The following is an 18006-nucleotide window of genomic DNA, read 5'->3' on the forward strand; positions in this document are numbered from 1 at the left end:
CGGCTTTGGCTTTAGCTGCCGCATCGGCTTTTGCTTTGGCATCAGCATCTGCCTTACGTTTTGCATCCGCCTCAGCTTTACGTTTTGCATCCGCATCCACCTTACGTTTTGCATCTGCCTCAGCTTTGACTTTGGCATCGGTATCAGCTTTACGTTTGGCCTCCGCGTCAGCTTTCGCCTTTGCAGCATCGGCTTTTTGTTTGGCGGCCAAATCCGCTTTTTTCTGAGCTTCTAATTTGGCTTTTTGTGCAGCATCGGCTTTACGCTGTGTGTCAAGCTCGGCCTTACGGGCAGCGTCGGCTTCAGCTTTGGATTTCTGCGCTGACTCAGCTTTGGCTTTAGCAGCTGCCTCTTTAGCCTGTTCGGCTGCTTTCGCGCGTTTTGCAGCTTCAGCTGCTTGCTGGGCGGCCTTGGCTTGAGCAAGCTCTGCTGCTTTCGCTTCTTGCTGGGCTTTTTGAATATCGATCTGTGGTGGTGATGGTGCAGGTTGCGGTGCCGGAGGGGTTGGTGCAGCTGCTGTTGGAACCACCGGGGCAGGCTCTACACTCGGTTCAGCTGTTTGGGTAATTTCTTCTGCCACATTTTCATGGGCTGTTTCTTCAAACTCGGTTTTTTCGTGAGTCAGCGGTTTTAAGTCCTCAGGTTTGATCAGGACCGTTTTGATCTGTTTTGGTGGTTCGGGTGGCTTACTCATGCCCAGAAAAAGTAGGCCCACCAAAGCAACAGCGTGGATTCCCAAGGTAAATCCAATCGCCACTGCTTTTTGCTGAAAGGGTGGTTTCTGATAATTTTTCATACTTTATTCTAATGGTTTGGTCAGTAAACCGACTTGGGACAGACCGGCATCTTGCAGGCTCGACATCAGCGCCATGACATCGCCATAAGGACGGGTGGTGTGACCGTTGATCACGACATTCAGCAGCTTGTTATTCTTCTCAGCCTCGGTCTGCGCTTCCACCAAAGTCTGGCTCAACTCAGCTAGTGTGACTGGGCCTGTGGTCTGGTTTTTGTAGTCCAGATAATAGGTTCCATCTTCTTTCAGCGTGACAATAGTGGGTGCATCTTTAGATTCGATGGGTAGGCCATTGGCCTGAGGCAAGTCAACTTTAATACCGCTGGTAATCATGGGAGCCGTCACCATGAAAATAACCAGAAGTACCAGCATAACATCGATATAAGGTACGACATTCATGTCACTTTTCAGTGGTTTTTTAATACGCGCAAAGCGTCCTGCACCTTGAATAGCCATTAGTTCGTGTCCTGTGTTACGCCCACCGACTGACGTTGCAGCAGCGCCACCATTTCTTCAGCAAACAGGGCACGATCTGAGTACAGGGTTTCGCCTTTAGTGGTGAAATGGTTAAAAGCCAATACAGCTGGAATTGCTGCAAACAGGCCAATAGCTGTAGCAATCAGCGCTTCTGCAATGCCCGGTGCAACGGTGGCCAGCATTACCTGCTCGACATCAGCCAAGCCAATAAAGGCATTCATGATGCCCCAGACCGTACCAAAAAGACCGACATAGGGTGCAACTGAGCCAATGCTGGCCAAAGCTCCCAATCCCTGTTCAAGTTGTCCCTGATCACGACTGAGGCCGACACGCAGAATACGCTCTGTGCCTTCAATGGACTGGGTAGTCGGCGCATGACGCTTTTTCAGTTTCAGGAACTCACCCAGACCTTGATAGAAAATATCCTCAAGACCGGTACGTTTAGAATTTAGCTGAGCATTGTTATACAAGGTTTTCAGTTCGGCCCCTGACCAGAAAATTTTCTGGAAATGCTGGTCTTCAGCCTGAGCCTTTTTATAGCTCATATATAACTTGGCAATCAGATACCAGCTGTACAATGAGGCTAACAGCAAAGAAAGCATCACCAGTTGTACGACAGGGCTTGCTTGTAAAATAAGATCTGAAACTTGAAGAGATGATTCTAACTGAGTTGCCATAGTTGTTACGTGTGCCAATTAATTTTTTTAGTCTTGTTCCAATTCTTTTCGAATCAGTTCGCGTATTTCATCTGGAAGTCGACGCGGTTTCATTTCTGCACTAATACATGCCAACTCTACCTCGCCAGATGCAAGCATGATTTCACCACGATAAATATTTTGTTGCAATACAAATGATGAAGCTTTACATGAAATGACACGTGCAGTAACAGTAATTAAATCATCCATTAAAATTGGACGCATATACTTCACGCTAATTTTGTGCACAACAAAGTTATAGTCGGACTGATGCCAGTAATGACTGACGCCAGCCGCACGTAACCATTCGGTACGGGTACGTTCCATATAGCGAATATGGTTGGCGTGATAGACAATGCCACCCGCATCAGTATCTTCAATATAGACGCGGATATTGAATTCAAAGTGATTCGCCATAGTTTTGTTCCATGCAGGTTTTACGAAATATTTGCTTGTTTTAAAAGGTGGGGCAAGGTTTAAAATCTACTCTATTCCTTCCTGAAGCCAAGCAAATTAGCGCGTCAAAGTTTAGCATTGTGAGCCTTGAGACCAATGGCACAAGATGTCAAATCTGAATCGGCACGTTATTGCGTCTGTAGAGCGCAGTCAATTGCTTATTTATGAGGCAATCTTAGCAGGGTGAGTACCTTGACTCACCTATATCTGAATAGGGGGAAATCCGCTTGTGTTGTTGTGTTTTTAGCTCATTTGAGTCTGCTGAGTGATTTTAATGACGGCAAATGTTTTAGCAGTACTCAGAGCATAACTGTATATACCCGGTCTATCCGGTATGAATAACCTGGTTTCTTACCCAAGTCACGACTGACAAACGCTAAGGATTCTCTGCGTTACCCATAAGGACAGGATGATATGAAAATGCTCAATATTGACCGAAAACCATAAGGGAGCCTTTACTCCCTTTTCGTTATTTATCCTTTGGTTCAGGTGGAGTCATGCCAAATTGTAAATACGCCATATTGGTGGCAATACGTCCACGTGCAGTTCGCATGACATAACCTTGCTGAATTAAGTAAGGTTCAATCACATCTTCCAGAGTCCCGGAGTCCTCTGCCATGGCCGCTGCCACGGCTTCAACACCCGCAGGGCCACCCTCAAAACGTTCCAGTAACATCGACAGGTAACGGCGATCTAAAGTATCCAGGCCATCTTTATCGACATTCAACATATCCAGCGCACGTTGTGCCATGTCCTGAGTGACTTCACCAGTGCCTTTGACCTGTGCATAGTCACGTACGCGGCGCAGTAAACGGTTGGCAATACGTGGTGTGCCACGGGCACGGCGGGCGATTTCTTTTGCACCATCGTCTGTCATTGGGACATCCATTAAGCTGGCTGAACGTGACACAATATGGGTCAGGTCAGCAACAGAATAGAACTCTAAACGCTGCACAATGCCAAAACGGTCACGTAGGGGAGAGGTCAGCAGACCAGCCCGTGTGGTTGCCGCCACTAGTGTAAATGGAGGTAAATCCAGTTTGATTGAACGGGCAGCCGGACCTTCACCAATCATGATGTCTAGCTGATAGTCCTCCATCGCTGGGTATAGAATTTCTTCAATTACTGGGGAAAGGCGGTGAATTTCATCAATAAATAAAACATCACCCTCTTCAAGGTTGGTCAGCATCGCTGCCAGATCACCCGCACGTTCCAACACTGGGCCTGAAGTGGATTTTAAGTTGCCGCCCATTTCACGGGCAATAATATTGGCCAGTGTGGTTTTTCCAAGGCCGGGAGGGCCAAAAATAAGCGTATGGTCGAGGGCTTCTTCACGGCCACGAGCAGCGCCAATAAAGATTTCCATTTGTTCACGGACCACGGGCTGACCGATGTAGTCATCGAGGGAGGTCGGACGGATGGCACGATCAAAATGATCTTCGGGTTTTTCAGAACCACTGATGAGACGGTCTTGCATATCGATTTAATTCATCTCTTTATTGAAGCTGTTTGATGCTGTTGGGACAGCCTCAAATAATGATTTGTGTTTAACGGCCATTACGTAGGCGGTATTTTACTTTTGACAGGGCAAAAGTAACAAAACCCTTTGTTAGATTGAGGATATGTCCCTATATCCCAATCTAACGGACGACATCCATGTCGTCTAACGTGTAGTAAAACTAAATGCTTAACATATGTGGTTGACGTTAATCATTAGCGATTCATCGATTTTAATGCTGCACGGATGATGTCACTGGCTTCTGTGAAGTCGGCTTTCACTGCATTAATCAGTTTTTGTGCTTCAGCAGGTTTGTAGCCTAATGACTGTAATGCAGCTTCGGCTTCGGCCACTGCAGAGTTCCCCATAAACTGAATCTGGGGTGCAGTAGAATTGGCCGGTGTGGTACCTGTGGCCATCGCCTTAAAGCGGTCTCGCAGCTCAATCATCAGGCGTTCAGCGGTTTTTTTGCCCACCCCCGGTACTTTGACCAAGGTGTTGAGGTCTTCGTTCTCAACTGTGTGAATCAGCATTTCTACACTTAACGTTGACAGAATACCCAGTGCCATTTTGGGGCCAACGCCATTCACCTTTAATAAGGTCCGGAAAATGGTTTTTTCCTGGGCATTTAAAAAGCCATAGAGTAACTGCGCATCTTCACGTACGGCCAGATGTGTCCACAGGGTAATGTGCTGACCTTTCTGGAGCTGGCAAAAGGTGGTAAGTGGTGTATCAATTTCATAACCCACGCCATTTACATTTAACAGGACAGTCGGTGCTTCAAGCGCCAGTACTTCACCAATTAGGCATCCAATCATCTTTTATCATCACTAAATTCAGTTTGTAGCATAGTAGTCAGCATTTTCAGTAAAGGCAAAACCACTGCTGCACAATAGGGGGTTTTGCTGTCATCATCACTTAATACAGCAGGATATTTTATAATAATCCGACTTTATTGCCCTGTAATTCCTGTGACAGGTTATAGGCCTGATGATCAGAAAATTTTGAGATAATATCCAGGACCTGCATAATATTTTCATAATGGCTGGCTGTGAAATTCGCACCTGAGCGTTGCAGAATCGACATCAGGCGCTGTTCCTTAAAGCTCAGCGTTTTATGCGGTATAGTCAGCGGAATAAATGCATCCAGAATATTCTGCAAGCATTGATGAGCAATGATTTCCAGTCCTGCTTTTTGCGGATGCTCAAAAATCCTGTCACGCGCCAGTTCTTTGGCCCGGTCAATCCCGCTTTCAATATCTGCTGTGCAATATTGCAATAACCCACCCTGTAACTGGCCCGATAAAATCTGGTTATGATGTCGGGCAAAGGCCGTGGTCACTTCATTCACCAGGCGTTTCATCACACGGCCACGCAAGGCGGCAATTTTCTGCTGCCAGGTGGTATTGTCCATGGCTATCTCGGATGGAACACCATAGTCGCCTAACAGATTTAAAAATACCGGCTCTACTTCCTCATAACTCAGCATATTCAGGCTGATGCCATCTTCCAGGTCAATCAGGGCATAACAGATGTCATCGGCTGCTTCGAGCAGATAGGTGAGTGGGTGACGGCAGTATTGATACTCGTCTAACTGGATCAGTCCAAGCTCTTCTGCGATCTGTTTTAAAATATCTTTTTCCGCCTGATAACAGCCAAATTTGGCTCGTTGACTGGCCGGGCGGTCACCTTGAGATGCAATGGTTTTGGACAGCCACGGATATTTTAAATAAGCGCCTAAAGTGGCATACGTCAGGCGCATGCCACCGTCGTTGGGATGATAGTCAATCTTGGTCAGCAGGCGCAGACCTTGGGCATTGCCCTCAAACTGGCGTACATCGGCTTCCTGCTCGGCACTCAAATCTTTTAAGAAGTCCGTATGCGATACATCATCAAACCATTCCCGAATTGCATATTCACCCGCATGACCAAAGGGCGGATTACCAATATCATGCGCCAGACAGGCTGCCTGAATAATGGCACCGACATCTGCCGGGGAAATCCAGGGTGGCAGCCGGTCTTTAATTTTCTCTGCTGCCAGCATTCCCAGCGAGCGTCCAATACAGGACACTTCAAGCGAATGGGTTAAACGGGTGTGAATCCCGTCATGCTGGGTCAGGGGGTGAACCTGCGTTTTACGGTTCAGCTGCCGGAAGCTCTGGGAAAAAATAATCCGGTCATAATCTTTATGGAACGGGCTGCGGGCCAGTTCAGTACTTTGCTTTTTACTACCAATCCGAACTGTGGAAAGCAGTTCTAACCAACGCATTTGAGTCATTTATCATTATTCAGTTCTTTGCTCTGTGCATCATGCCAAAAAAGTGACGACAGCACTAGGGTGCTGCGACATGAATTGTCGGAACACACAAAACTCTGTGGAAATTTCAGTTGAACAGTTGCCATAAAAAACAGGTCATATTGACCTGTTTTTGTCTCATGGGAGTGGTGTACTAAAGCAAATCTTCACCACTGATCTTGGCTTCCTGGATGTCTTTATAGACTCCCATACAAATGACGAACAGAATCATCGTCGCCACCAAGGGCCAAAAAAGTACATATAGGGTCATAAATTGACTACTCATCTGAAATCTCCTTATTTACTTTTCTCAGATACCTGGTGAAACTCAATCACCATTTTATTGATTTGTTTAAAATCAAATCGTTCTTTGCTATTCATTAAAGTCAGGACGGTACAGACAATGGCGCTGCTGCCATAGGCGGTCAGAGAACTCAATAGCGTGCCATAATCACGCAGGAAGCCGATGGTCCATGGAAGGAAGCCGATACTGGCCAGAATGCCGACCACCAGGCCAACTTTCTTGCCAAAGAAGCCAAAGCTCATCAGACCCAGTACCACACCAATACCGAGGGTGGCCATAAGCTCAAAGCCAAGTGCGATCAGACCCTGAATCGGCAGCCATTCAAATCGAACCACCAGAAAGCTTAAAAATGCGATACCGACAGACCAGTTAAAGGCACGCGCATTGACCTTGTCCCAGTACAGGCTGGCAATCACCGGGAATACAATGGAACCCCAGAGCGCGCCGACAAAAATCAGCATCGCCAGAATATCGAATTTAAGCGTGGCAATTAAAATACCGAGCATGGTGGCTACAATCATGGTCATCCGGCCAATAAACAGCATCTTCTTCGGATCAGGACGATTTTTAGCAATCTGTTTGCCATAAATGTCGGTCATTACGATGGCAGACAGGGCAGATAAGTCCGAATCCGCCGTTGATGAAAGCGCGCCAATCACCATGAAAAAGAGTAAGGCCACCATAAATGGAGACAGATACGTTGCTGCCATTTGTGGAATCAGGTTGTTCAGGTTGCCATCAATTGGCTGAATACCGGCAAAGAGTGCCAATAATCCGAGCATTCCTAAACCGACGACAATCGCAGCATAACCAATGGTTGCGGTAATGAAACTCGGTTTGATCAAGTCTTTACGGACTGCAAACATGCGTTGAGCGATGGTCTGGTTACCAATTGCATAGGCCAGTACCGCCACAAAAAATGGTGCGCCTTGTTCTAAAAATGCGGTTTTCGAAAAGAAATCCAGTTGTTCCGGTTGCAGATTATGCATGCCGGTCTGGAACAGTGACGGGCCGCCCAGCGTAAAAAATAGCGTTGGAATAATGATCACTGCCGCCACAATCATGGCAACCAGTTGACCAAAGTCGGTAAATACCGAGGAGCGGAAACCTGACCATAAAGTATAGGACAGGACGCCAAATCCGGTAATCAAGACCCCATGGATAAAGCTGAGGGGAGACAGAATTTCAACCAGCGCACCTGCTGCGGTAAAGTTTACCATCAGGCTGATCACGCTCCCGACAATGTTGGAGCCGGCCAGAATCATCTGGCTCTGGTTGCCATGCCGCGCATGCATGATTTCTGCCAAAGTGTGCGCATTGGGTGCCAGTTCGCGGAAACGTTTGCCGAATGGATAGATAAATAAAATCATCAGTGCACCCCACAAACCATAGTGTAAGGCACCGGAAACACCGTATTTATATCCGGACGAAGCTGCTGCATAAAATGAAGCGGCCCAGATCCAGGTGGCGGTCATACTGGCCGCAGACATTCCAAAGCCGATGGAGCCATTTGAGACCATATATCCATCGACATTTTCATTTTTTTGCTTAATGCGTAACGACAATAGAAAGGTGATGCCATAGAAAAGCACCATCAATAGTACAGTTGCTGTACTAGTGAATTGAAACATATATACTCCTTAAGCGGGTCACCTTTTGTTTTTGAAAATTAAATCATTGGCAACAGATTAAGGCTCTAGATTAGACAGAGCAGTGAAGCTACAGAAAATAAAAAAACCAGTGTCTGAATATCAATTTGATATGCATATCTGCAGCAGAAAAGAGGATGATTTATGCGTCCTGAATGTGGACATTTCCTCAACAATTGGCGTAGAGGTTAACATAAAATCATCAAATTTAAGGATGAAGTCCTCAATTATGCAGATTCTTTGCTGATATAAGGCTATTTTCGATTTCGACATCCTCTAATATGCGGACCTGTGAGTGGTATATTTTTATAGGAATTACAGCTATTTATTGCAGGGTTTTTAATTAGAATAAAGATTGATAGTAGTCAAGAAATAAAAAAGTAACAAAATTTTAATATTCCTGATTTTCTCTATTATGAGTCGTGATTTTTTTCATAATAGGCCACGAAATTAACATTAATTCATGTCTCATGCTGCCTATATATACTAAATTTTTACATAAGAATAGAGGCTGAGAATCAGTTTGAATTTAAGCTTTATATTTTCAATTGATTAGCGTTTAATTTCACTCTTTTGAGTAAGGGTTTTAAGAAATATTTGAATCAATATTTGGGATTAATATATCAGTAAAAATAGACTTAATCTCTTTAAAGTGTATTTAATAAAATAACCCTATTCATTTTAAGTCTCAATCTTTGTTAAAAACTAGGGTGCAGTCTTATATATGAGGTTTAGATATCTTTAAATACAGCCCAGATATTAAAATAGGTGGGGAGGATAATCTGGGCTGCCCGATATTATTGGAAGTCGATTGAGGCAGGCGACATGACTGTCTATGCCCGGCAGGCCCAAACATACAGCACAGCGAGGCCGAGTCTTGACGCGTGCGCTGGAGTCCGGAATGAAGATAGCGGGATACAAAATTATTGCGGTATGGCAACTCGCCGACAGGACACAGAGAGACGAGCTGAAAAAATGAACTCGAGTGTTTTTAGTCTATCTCGAGAAGCTTGAGCCTAAACCTATCCTTAATAAGGTTTTTATAGCGGCTCACGAATAAGTGCTGTACGCATTTTAAGTAGTCTTGCTGTTGAAAAATAATACAATTTTATTAAATGAAATTATTCTTCATCGGTTTTGATTTTTATTTAACAAATTGTGTTAGTCTACGCGACCCGATTCAATTTTCCTGCTTGAAAATAAAACAATATTTTAAAAATACAGAATATTTCAGCAGTAGTTTTCGTATTTGCCATCTAGCCGATTTCCTTATTTCACAGTAGAATATGCGCTCTCTCAAGTCACATTGTGGCATGGTTTACGACCATCCCGTGGAGCCAAAATCAGCATGTTTATTGTTGCCGGTGCACCTGCACATTCTTCATTTAAGAAAACTCAACTACTTTCACGTTTATCGTCAATTAGTTCTGTTCAATCAATTGAAAGTCAATGGGTCTACCTCTTTGACCAAGCGCTCAACGAGCAACAACAGCAATCCGCTTTGCAGCTTTTAAATGATGGTCAATCTTTTGATTTACACCAAGCGACAAGTGATGAAATCCAGATTTTAGTAACACCACGATTAGGCACCATTTCTCCATGGTCATCCAAAGCGACAGATATTTTCAAGAACTGTAATACCCCAGTTCATCGTCTGGAACGCGGTGTTTTATTTACCTTAAAAGGTGAAAAAGAGCTTTCTAAAGAAGTACTGCAGGTTTTACATGACCGCATGACTGAAAGCGTGTTTAATACGATTGAAGATGCTGCGGCACTGTTTACTGAAACAGCACCAAAACCTTTGAACTCGATTGATATTCTGGGTCAGGGCAAGGCAGCGTTAGTTCAGGCGAACAATGAATTCGGTTTTGCACTGTCTGATGAAGAAATTGATTATTTAACCGATGCCTTTAACAAGCTGGGCCGTAACCCGAATGATATTGAGCTGATGATGTTTGCACAGGCAAACTCTGAGCATTGCCGTCACAAAATCTTCGGTTCAGAATGGACCATTGATGGTGAAGTTCAGCCTTTGTCACTGTTCCAGATGATCAAGAACACCTATAAGGAATCACCAACAGATGTATTGTCTGCTTATAAAGACAACGCCTCAGTGATTGTAGGTTCTGATACGCAACGTTTCTATCCAACCAAGGAAGATAACGGCCAGCACGTTTATAAATATAAGAGCCAGGCCGCTCATATTCTGATGAAAGTGGAAACACACAACCACCCGACTGCGATTGCGCCATTTGCCGGTGCTGCGACCGGTTCAGGCGGTGAAATCCGTGATGAAGGTGCGACAGGTCGTGGTGGTAAGCCGAAAGCTGGCTTAACCGGTTTCACAGTATCTAACCTGAATATTCCTGGTTTTGAACAGCCTTGGGAGGAAAACTACGGCAAACCATCACGTATGGCATCGCCACTGCAAATCATGATTGAAGGCCCACTCGGTGGCGCAGCGTTTAACAACGAATTTGGTCGTCCGGCTTTAAATGGTTATTTCCGTACTTTTGAACAGAACGTCAATGGCGAAGTGAAAGGCTTCCATAAACCAATCATGATTGCAGGTGGTTACGGTAACATCCGTCCTGACCATGTAGAAAAAGATCCGATCCAGCAGGGTGACTTGCTTATCGTGCTGGGCGGCCCTGCGATGCTGATCGGTCTGGGCGGCGGCGCAGCGTCTTCTGTAGACAGCGGTACCATGGGTGAAAATCTGGACTTCGCATCGGTACAGCGTGAAAACCCGGAAATGGAACGCCGTTGTCAGGAAGTCATTGATACTTGCTGGCGCATGGAAGATGAAAACCCGATTGTTTCGGTACATGACGTCGGTGCAGGCGGTATTTCAAATGCAATGCCTGAACTGGTCAATGACCACGAACTGGGTGCGGTACTGGATCTACGTAAGATTCCATCTCTAGAGCCAGGCATGTCGCCAATGGAAATCTGGTCAAACGAAGCACAAGAGCGTTATGTGCTTGCGATCCGTCCAGAATCTTTGCCACTGTTTGAGTCAATCTGTGCGCGTGAACGTTGTCCGTTTGCGGTGCTGGGCGAAGCGACTGAAGCGCGTCATTTAACTGTTGAAGATCCATTATTTGGCAACAAGCCGGTGGACATGCCAATGCAGGTGATGCTTGGCGGTACCCCGCGTATGAGCCGTTCATATGAAACAGTGGAGCGTAAAGGTGATGACTTTGATGCGTCTAAAGTCACTGACCTGAAAGATGCGATTTACCGCGTGATCAAGAACCCGACAGTTGCATCTAAATCATTCCTGATCACTATTGGTGACCGCTCGATTACCGGTATGGTTGCACGTGACCAGATGGTGGGTCGTTGGCAGATTCCTGTCGCGGATGCTGCAGTGACCACCACCAGTCTAGTCGGTTATAACGGTGAAGCGATGGCGATGGGCGAGCGTCCACCGGTAGCATTGTTAAATCCGGCAGCATCTGCACGTTTATCGGTTGCTGAGTCTATTACAAACATCATGTCAGCGAAGATTAAACAGATCAGTGACATCAAATTGTCTGCAAACTGGATGGCGGCTGCCGGTCAACCAGGTGAAGACCAAGCTTTATTCGAAGGCGTAAAAGCCATCGGTATGGAAATGTGTCCAGCACTGGGAATCGCGATTCCTGTGGGTAAAGACTCATTGTCGATGCGTACGACCTGGAATGACGAAGGTACAGATAAATCTGTGACTTCGCCAATGTCAGGGGTAATCACGGCATTTGCGCCAGTGACTGATGTGCGCAAGACATTGACCCCTGAATTGAAAAACATCGATTCTGTACTGCTACGTATCGATCTTTCTAAAGGCCAATTCCGTCTAGGCGGTTCGATTCTGGCTCAGGTTTATAAAGCGATTGGTTCAGTAACCCCTGACGTTGATAGCTTTGATGACTTGAAAGCTTTCTTTGCACTGGTTCAGGAGTGGAACGATCGCGACCTGATCAAGGCCTATCATGACATCGGTGATGGCGGCTTATTGGCCACTGTTGCAGAAATGATGTTTACGTCACGTCTGGGCGTTGCACTCGAAGAACAATCTGTGGCTGCACTGTTCGCTGAAGAAATCGGGGCAGTTCTGCAAATCGCCAAAGCAGATTGGGAAGTATTGCAAGCAGAAGTTGCGGCTTCAAGCTTGAAAGATGCTATCTCTGTTGTGGGTACAGTCAACAATACTGACCAGTTGTCTGTAAATGGTCTGGTACTTGAGCGTGCCGATTTGCAAGTGGCCTGGACTGAGGTTTCTCATCAAATCCAGCGTTTACGTGACAACGTCGAAACTGCAGATCAAGAATTTTCCCTGATCACAGACCAGTCCCACCAAGGCTTGATCGCTCAACCGACATTCGATTTGAATGAGCCAGTTGAAGCCCCATATATCAATTCACGTCGTCCAAATATGGCAATTCTGCGTGAGCAGGGGGTGAATGGTCATGTTGAAATGGCAGCTGCATTCGATAAAGTGGGCTTCAACACTGTTGACGTACATATGAGTGACCTGCTGGCTGGCCGTATCAGTCTGGATGACTTTGAAGGTCTGGTGACCTGTGGTGGCTTCTCTTATGGTGACGTACTCGGTGCAGGCGGTGGCTGGGCCAAATCTGTATTGTTTAACCCGCAGCTACGTGACCAGTTCGAGAAATTCTTCAACCGTCAGGAAACCTTCTCTTTAGGTATCTGTAATGGTTGTCAGATGTTGTCTCAATTGGCACCCCTTATTCCGGGGGCAGATGCATGGCCGCGTTTCCATCGCAACAAGTCAGAAGTTTTTGAAGCGCGTAGTGTTAACGTTCGTGTCGAGAAATCTCATTCTGTATTGCTAGAAGGCATGGAAGGTTCTATTCTTCCAATCGCTGTGGCGCATGGTGAAGGTCGTGTGGTTGCATCGGCTGAAAATCTGGCTGCACTGAATGCAGGTAACCAAGTGATTATGCGCTATGTTGACAGCCAAGGTCAGGCAACAGAGCAATATCCATTAAACCCGAACGGTTCGCCTGAAGGGATCTCTGGTGTAACTTCTCAAGATGGTCGTGCAACAATTCTGATGCCACACCCAGAGCGTAACTTCCGTGCGGTTCAGCATTCATGGAAACCGGAAGACTGGGATCAAGATGGTGCCTGGTTGCGTATGTTCCGTAATGCACGTAAGTTTATTGGTTAATTTTTATAAATTCATCTGAATGAAAAGCCGCCTTCGGGTGGCTTTTTTATTGGGTGATATTTTTCTTTTATTTTTTGCTCTTTTAAGGAAGTAAACCAGTGATTAACTTTATGAAAAGAGAGAAATTTAATAGTATCTTCCAGAAAGGTAGCTGCTGCTTTGAAGGGAGTTTATTTGCTAAACTTTTTAGCTGTTCCTCCAGCAGGTTCGCAAGTAATCTTTGATTAGACATCATGGTGGTTGATCCATATGATGGATTAATACTCCTAGAATATATACCAATTGATATGCTTAAACTCATTTATTACGTTCCTGAATCTCATCTTGAATCGACTAAACTTGCCATTTTTACAGCCGGTGCTGGAGGGATAGGCGATTATGAACATTGTGCCTGGCAGATTTTAGGCACTGGCCAGTTTAAGCCGCTGAAAGGCGCTGATCCGTTTATTGGTGAGGTCGGTGAGCTTGAACAAGTTTCAGAATGGCGGGTAGAAACCATTGTGCCTGAACATAAGGCCAGTGAGGTGGCACGGGCGTTAAAGGCCATGCATCCTTATGAAGAGCCGGCTTTTGAGTTTATTCAAATGGTGGAGATTCCACTCTAATAGCTTTTAAACCAATATTCGGTACACTGAAACGCCATCCGCACTGGTTTAAGGCAGGACTGAAGAAGAAAAAAAATCTGTGATGTATCAATAGCGAGAAGGTTTGAGCCGATTTTTGTAGATGACAATACTTCGACATTTCGACCTACTTTTTCCCAAAACAACAGTAGGTCGAAGCGAAGGTTAATCTCAAAATTAAAATCTTATTGAAAAAGAGTCCATCTGGAAGAACCTTAAACCTTCTGAATAAACAGCTCACGATCAAAACGGTACTGCGGGAAGAATACGCCATCTTTTGCACGCTCACCTGCTGCAATGACCATGACAGGATATTGTCCATCATTTAATGCCAGAATTTCACGTACCAGCGGTTCATCAAATCCTTCCATCATGCAGCTGTCAAAGCCATAAGCACGTAAGGCCAGAACCAGATTTTCACAGGCCAGTGCTGTGGTTTTGCTGGCCCACAGTTTGGCATCCGCAGGATTAAATGCTGATACTGGCATTTGCTTGTCCAGTGTACGGGCAACTTTGAACGCCACTTTCTTAAAATTGCCAAAGGCATTCAGATAACCGGTTTTGTAGTTATAGGGAATGTATTTGTAGTATTTTTTGACTGCAGGTGGGGCTTCTGGAAATGGAAACTCATTAATATTACGTTTGGCCATTTCATCTATACGGTCAGTGCGGGCAACACAGACAATCAGTTCAGATGCTGTCTTGGCAGCCAGCTGGCTCATGCAGGCTTTCACCAGGCGTTTCTTTTTGGCGGGATTTTGTACCACATAGAAGGTCCAGGGCTGCAAGTTCGACGAGTTGGGGGCCAGTAAGGCGAGATCCAGACAATCATCGAGCACTTCGGCAGGAATCGCTTTGCTGGTAAATTTACGTACCGAACGGCGGCTTTCAATCACCTTACGGAAGTTGTCTACATCAATATCTTGGGGAGCAGGTTCGTGGTAGCGCTTTTTTTCAGTCATGGTATTTATATTCTTTTTACAGTGATGTGGAAAGAAATAGGGGTGAAATATAAGAAAACCACCCAGCTTATCGAACCAAGTGGTTTTATAGACAAACTTAAATTAGTTGAATTGAGAAAAATCCGGCTTACGCTTTTGCATAAAGGCCGCAACTGCTTCCATCATTTCAGGTGAGCCAACACGCTGCATAAAGATGTCAGCTTCATGATCAATCCATTCAACAATTTCATTTAAATTATGTTTCATCAAGGCTTTGGACTGGACCAGAGAAGCCAGTGGAAGGGCCGCCAGTTGAGCAGCTTGCTGTGCTGCTTTACTATAAACCTCTTCTTCAATACTGTTCACTAAATTGGCTGAACGTGCTGTTTCACTGTTAAATTTTTGTGCAGTAAGTAATAACTCAGCCGCCTTGTGATAACCCGCCTGTTCAATTAACAATTTACTTGAAGCTCCTTCAGGAGAAAGTCCCAGACTGACAAAAGGAATCTGGAACAGGGCAGTATGATCACTATAGACCAGGTCACAATGCAACAGGATCGTTACCCCGATACCAATAGCCACACCGCGTACGGCTGCAATCAAAGGCTTAGAAAATTTAGCTGCCGATTTTAATAAAATAAAAGGAGGGCCTTCCGCTGCAGGGGCCTGACCCTTCATTGCTGCATACTTCATAAAGTCCTGCATGTCATTGCCTGCACTAAAATCTGCATCCTGACCGCGTAAAATTACCACCCGGACACTGCTGTCCTGATCGGCTTCATCGAGCGCCTGGGCAATCCATAAGTACAATTCACCATACAAGGCATTTTTGGCTTCAGGGCGGTTGATAGCCAGCGTGAGTACGCCCTGATCTAAAATTGCGTTTAAATGCGGATGAGGTTGTTGAATACAGCTCAGTGTCATCGTACTATCCTTGCTTTAAAACTTAATTTAATTTTATGGCGTTTATTATGTCGCATATTTATTTAAACGACACAACTCTCGAGTCATAAAAAATTGATCTGTTATGAACTATACATTTGATTATCTGGTTTTTATTGGCCGCTTTCAGCCCTTTCATCTGGCCCATATGCAAACCATTAAAATTGCATTAAAACAAAGCCGGCAAGTGATTCTGGCTTTAGGTTCGGCACAGAATGAACGGAATATTAAAAATCCATTTAGTGCTGCTGAGCGTGAACAGATGGTTTTATCTAATTTTTCCGCTGAAGATCAGCAACGGATCAAATTTGTTCATGTGGTCGATGTTTATAATGACCAAAAATGGCAGAAACTGGTCAAATCACTCGTCACAGGTGTCATTGAGCCAGATGCAAAAGTGGGTTTAATTGGCCATTTTAAGGATGAATCTTCCTATTATCTTAAGCTGTTTCCTGAATGGGAGATGGTCGAGCTTGAAAGCCTGAAAGGCGCAATTTCAGCAACGCCGCTACGTGAAGCTTATTATACTGGGAAAATTATTGAATCGGCTTTTCCCTTGGGAACCAGTGAGTTTTTACATCAATTTCAAAAAACACCTATTTACCAACAATTGCGGCACAAATACCTGACTCAAGACAAAACCAATCTTGAGTAAGCTAATAGCTCAAGGCAAGCAATTGCAGCGGCCTAGGAGTGAAGCAGATGAATGTCAGGATCGCGAAAAGCGTCTTAGTTGCAGGAATACTGGGCTTAAATTTTACTACTCATGCCACTCCTCAGCAATGGGAACTCACGCCAGAAACCCAAGTCGGTTTTGAGATCAAGTCGATGGGGGTGTCGATTGTAAAAGGTAAATTTGAGCAGATTCAGTCTAGCATGAGTTTTGATCCTGCAGCTCCACTCCATGCCTCCGCCCAGTTTGTTCTCGACATCAAAAGTTTGAGTTTAAATAAACCCTCGCTGAGTAATCTGATTCTGGGTGAAGATTTCTTTGATGCTGAAAAATATCAGACTGCGACTTTCACAAGCTGCGAATTTATCGTTTTAGGTCCTCATCACTACAGTATTACAGGTGATTTATCCTTGCGGGGCGTGACCCGACGGGTGGTTTTGGATACTATCTTAAAACCCAGTATCAGCCAGCCCCAACGTTTGGATGTTGACGCGACGACAGTGATAACACGCAGTGACTTTGGAATGAAAAAAGCATTTGGCGGGGTTGGAGAAAAAGTCAATATTGTAGTTTCTGGACAATGGCAGCTTAAATAGGCTCGGCTCTAAAAACGGCTCTGGTTTAATAAGGAGCTGGCCTGATGCAAGATCACTCCGGTTAATACCCTAAGAGCAGGAGATTGCTGCTGCCAGTGATGCCAATACCATGGCACATCGCATTGGCATTCTGGCAATATCTCGACCAGTGCGCCATTTTCAAGACGGTCAGCGATTTGATATTCAGGCACTAAACCATAAAGTCCTGAAAAAATGGCCTCAGCAAATGCTGTTGCAGAGGGAATGTAACAAAAAGAAAGGCATTGTCGATGTAAGCCGAATTGAGCCAGCAATGTGTGGCTATGCAGATGATCTTGATCATTATAAATAACGGCAGAGGCCTTAGGTAGCACCTCTCAACTTATCCCTCGTTTGAACCACAATTGTACAAAAGCAGGGGTCGCCACCATACGATAGCGCATCTTTCCAAGACAATGTGCTTTACAGCCCTACATGGCTTCATTTGGGTTGCTAATGCAGGCATTGACTTGGCCTTGTTGCAAAAGCTTATGCGTTTCACTTTGATCGACCACCCGAAGATGCAAAGCAATCTTTTTTTGAAATGAGTGTGGCTGACAGGCAGGGCAATAGCCAAGTACCCGCAAGCTTACTGCGGAAGCAGTGATATTTAATACTTTTGCTGCAGCGTCAAAACTTCGTGTTTCGGCAACTGCCAGAAAAGCCGCACAATTTTAGAATTAAGGAGCATGGGCTACCTAAAAGAAATTTGGTCTGGATGAAATTTTCTTAATTATATCTTAGATTAGCATTTGAAGTGCAACACCATGTTATTGCCATAATACCTGACTCGGACTTTTAAAGCCGAGTCTTTTTCTTGGACGATGATTCAAGCGTTGAGTAATTTCTGCAATATATGCATCC

The 18006-nt window shown here is 45.0% G+C and carries 15 protein-coding genes and 1 pseudogene; 4 read left to right on the forward strand and 12 right to left on the reverse strand.

Translation table 11 applies throughout. From position 1 onward, the window contains the following. The 9 genes from tolA to NI461_RS12700 form a co-directional block, all read right to left on the reverse strand. Positions 1–796 (reverse strand): cell envelope integrity protein TolA (gene tolA / locus NI461_RS12660; protein WP_253157492.1); only part of this gene is annotated, 796 nt, incomplete at its 3' end. Between the two features lie 3 nt (positions 797–799). After that, a complete protein-coding gene (gene tolR, locus NI461_RS12665; protein WP_151205504.1) occupies positions 800–1249 on the reverse strand; it encodes a protein TolR in 450 nt (149 codons plus the stop codon). Then, positions 1249–1947: a protein TolQ gene (tolQ, locus tag NI461_RS12670; RefSeq protein ID WP_253157494.1), complete on the reverse strand. Its 699-nt coding sequence runs from the start codon at positions 1945–1947 to the stop codon at positions 1249–1251. The genes tolR and tolQ overlap by 1 nt, the downstream gene beginning before the upstream one ends. Positions 1948–1974: 27 nt before the next feature. Beyond that, complete coding sequence (gene ybgC / locus NI461_RS12675; RefSeq protein WP_151205506.1) at positions 1975–2382, reverse strand: tol-pal system-associated acyl-CoA thioesterase; 408 nt, start codon at positions 2380–2382, stop codon at positions 1975–1977. A gap of 508 nt (positions 2383–2890) precedes the next feature. After that, on the reverse strand, positions 2891–3898 hold the full coding sequence (gene ruvB / locus NI461_RS12680) for a Holliday junction branch migration DNA helicase RuvB (protein WP_151205507.1): 1008 nt from the start codon (positions 3896–3898) through the stop codon (positions 2891–2893). Between the two features lie 236 nt (positions 3899–4134). Next, entirely contained in the window at positions 4135–4737 is a 603-nt protein-coding gene (ruvA, locus tag NI461_RS12685; protein WP_151205912.1) for a Holliday junction branch migration protein RuvA, read from the reverse strand. A gap of 118 nt (positions 4738–4855) precedes the next feature. Then, positions 4856–6196, reverse strand: coding sequence for a deoxyguanosinetriphosphate triphosphohydrolase (locus tag NI461_RS12690; RefSeq protein ID WP_253157497.1), 1341 nt, complete (start codon positions 6194–6196; stop codon positions 4856–4858). Between the two features lie 172 nt (positions 6197–6368). Further along, positions 6369–6500 (reverse strand): putative transporter small subunit, encoded by a 132-nt coding sequence (locus NI461_RS12695; protein ID WP_005097597.1) that lies wholly within the window; start codon positions 6498–6500, stop codon positions 6369–6371. A gap of 11 nt (positions 6501–6511) precedes the next feature. Further along, a complete protein-coding gene (locus NI461_RS12700) occupies positions 6512–8149 on the reverse strand; it encodes a sodium:proline symporter (RefSeq protein ID WP_253157499.1) in 1638 nt (545 codons plus the stop codon). Between the two features lie 1366 nt (positions 8150–9515). Between NI461_RS12700 and purL the strand changes: the two genes are divergently transcribed. Next, positions 9516–13349 carry a phosphoribosylformylglycinamidine synthase gene (gene purL / locus NI461_RS12705; RefSeq protein WP_253157500.1) on the forward strand — a complete coding sequence of 1278 codons (3834 nt, stop codon included), beginning with the start codon at positions 9516–9518 and terminating at the stop codon, positions 13347–13349. A 287-nt stretch (positions 13350–13636) separates the two neighbouring features. Beyond that, positions 13637–13954, forward strand: a complete 318-nt coding sequence (locus NI461_RS12710) for an NGG1p interacting factor NIF3 (protein ID WP_151205419.1) — start codon at positions 13637–13639, stop codon at positions 13952–13954. Between the two features lie 233 nt (positions 13955–14187). Here the strand turns inward: NI461_RS12710 and NI461_RS12715 are convergent, their stop codons facing one another. Together NI461_RS12715 and NI461_RS12720 are read right to left on the reverse strand one after the other, a co-directional pair. Next, positions 14188–14934, reverse strand: coding sequence for a nitroreductase family protein (locus NI461_RS12715; protein WP_253157503.1), 747 nt, complete (start codon positions 14932–14934; stop codon positions 14188–14190). 102 nt (positions 14935–15036) lie between these two features. Continuing rightward, positions 15037–15837 (reverse strand): enoyl-CoA hydratase-related protein, encoded by an 801-nt coding sequence (locus NI461_RS12720; RefSeq protein WP_151205417.1) that lies wholly within the window; start codon positions 15835–15837, stop codon positions 15037–15039. A gap of 103 nt (positions 15838–15940) precedes the next feature. Between NI461_RS12720 and NI461_RS12725 the strand changes: the two genes are divergently transcribed. Beyond that, positions 15941–16510: a nicotinate-nicotinamide nucleotide adenylyltransferase gene (locus NI461_RS12725; protein WP_151205416.1), complete on the forward strand. Its 570-nt coding sequence runs from the start codon at positions 15941–15943 to the stop codon at positions 16508–16510. Positions 16511–16557: 47 nt separating this feature from the next. Further along, complete coding sequence (locus tag NI461_RS12730; protein WP_151205415.1) at positions 16558–17124, forward strand: YceI family protein; 567 nt, start codon at positions 16558–16560, stop codon at positions 17122–17124. An 8-nt stretch (positions 17125–17132) separates the two neighbouring features. Here the strand turns inward: NI461_RS12730 and NI461_RS12735 are convergent. Beyond that, positions 17133–17801 (reverse strand): annotated as a pseudogene (locus tag NI461_RS12735) (LysR substrate-binding domain-containing protein). Positions 17802–18006: the final 205 nt, after the last annotated feature.

Origin of the sequence: Acinetobacter sp. S4400-12 (genome assembly GCF_024129495.1) — a bacterium.
In the GTDB taxonomy this organism is placed as follows: Bacteria; Pseudomonadota; Gammaproteobacteria; order Pseudomonadales; family Moraxellaceae; genus Acinetobacter; species Acinetobacter lwoffii_C.

Bases quoted from the DNA above. Each gene is read 5' to 3' on its own strand.
- tolR (WP_151205504.1), bottom strand. From the start codon at position 1,249: ATGGCTATTCAAGGTGCAGGACGCTTTGCGCGTATTAAAAAACCACTG.
- tolQ (WP_253157494.1), bottom strand. From the start codon at position 1,947: ATGGCAACTCAGTTAGAATCATCTCTTCAAGTTTCAGATCTTATTTTA.
- ybgC (WP_151205506.1), bottom strand. From the start codon at position 2,382: ATGGCGAATCACTTTGAATTCAATATCCGCGTCTATATTGAAGATACT.
- ruvB (WP_151205507.1), bottom strand. From the start codon at position 3,898: ATGCAAGACCGTCTCATCAGTGGTTCTGAAAAACCCGAAGATCATTTT.
- ruvA (WP_151205912.1), bottom strand. From the start codon at position 4,737: ATGATTGGATGCCTAATTGGTGAAGTACTGGCGCTTGAAGCACCGACT.
- NI461_RS12690 (WP_253157497.1), bottom strand. From the start codon at position 6,196: ATGACTCAAATGCGTTGGTTAGAACTGCTTTCCACAGTTCGGATTGGT.
- NI461_RS12695 (WP_005097597.1), bottom strand. From the start codon at position 6,500: ATGAGTAGTCAATTTATGACCCTATATGTACTTTTTTGGCCCTTGGTG.
- NI461_RS12700 (WP_253157499.1), bottom strand. From the start codon at position 8,149: ATGTTTCAATTCACTAGTACAGCAACTGTACTATTGATGGTGCTTTTC.
- purL (WP_253157500.1), top strand. From the start codon at position 9,516: ATGTTTATTGTTGCCGGTGCACCTGCACATTCTTCATTTAAGAAAACT.
- NI461_RS12710 (WP_151205419.1), top strand. From the start codon at position 13,637: ATGCTTAAACTCATTTATTACGTTCCTGAATCTCATCTTGAATCGACT.
- NI461_RS12715 (WP_253157503.1), bottom strand. From the start codon at position 14,934: ATGACTGAAAAAAAGCGCTACCACGAACCTGCTCCCCAAGATATTGAT.
- NI461_RS12720 (WP_151205417.1), bottom strand. From the start codon at position 15,837: ATGACACTGAGCTGTATTCAACAACCTCATCCGCATTTAAACGCAATT.
- NI461_RS12725 (WP_151205416.1), top strand. From the start codon at position 15,941: ATGAACTATACATTTGATTATCTGGTTTTTATTGGCCGCTTTCAGCCC.
- NI461_RS12730 (WP_151205415.1), top strand. From the start codon at position 16,558: ATGAATGTCAGGATCGCGAAAAGCGTCTTAGTTGCAGGAATACTGGGC.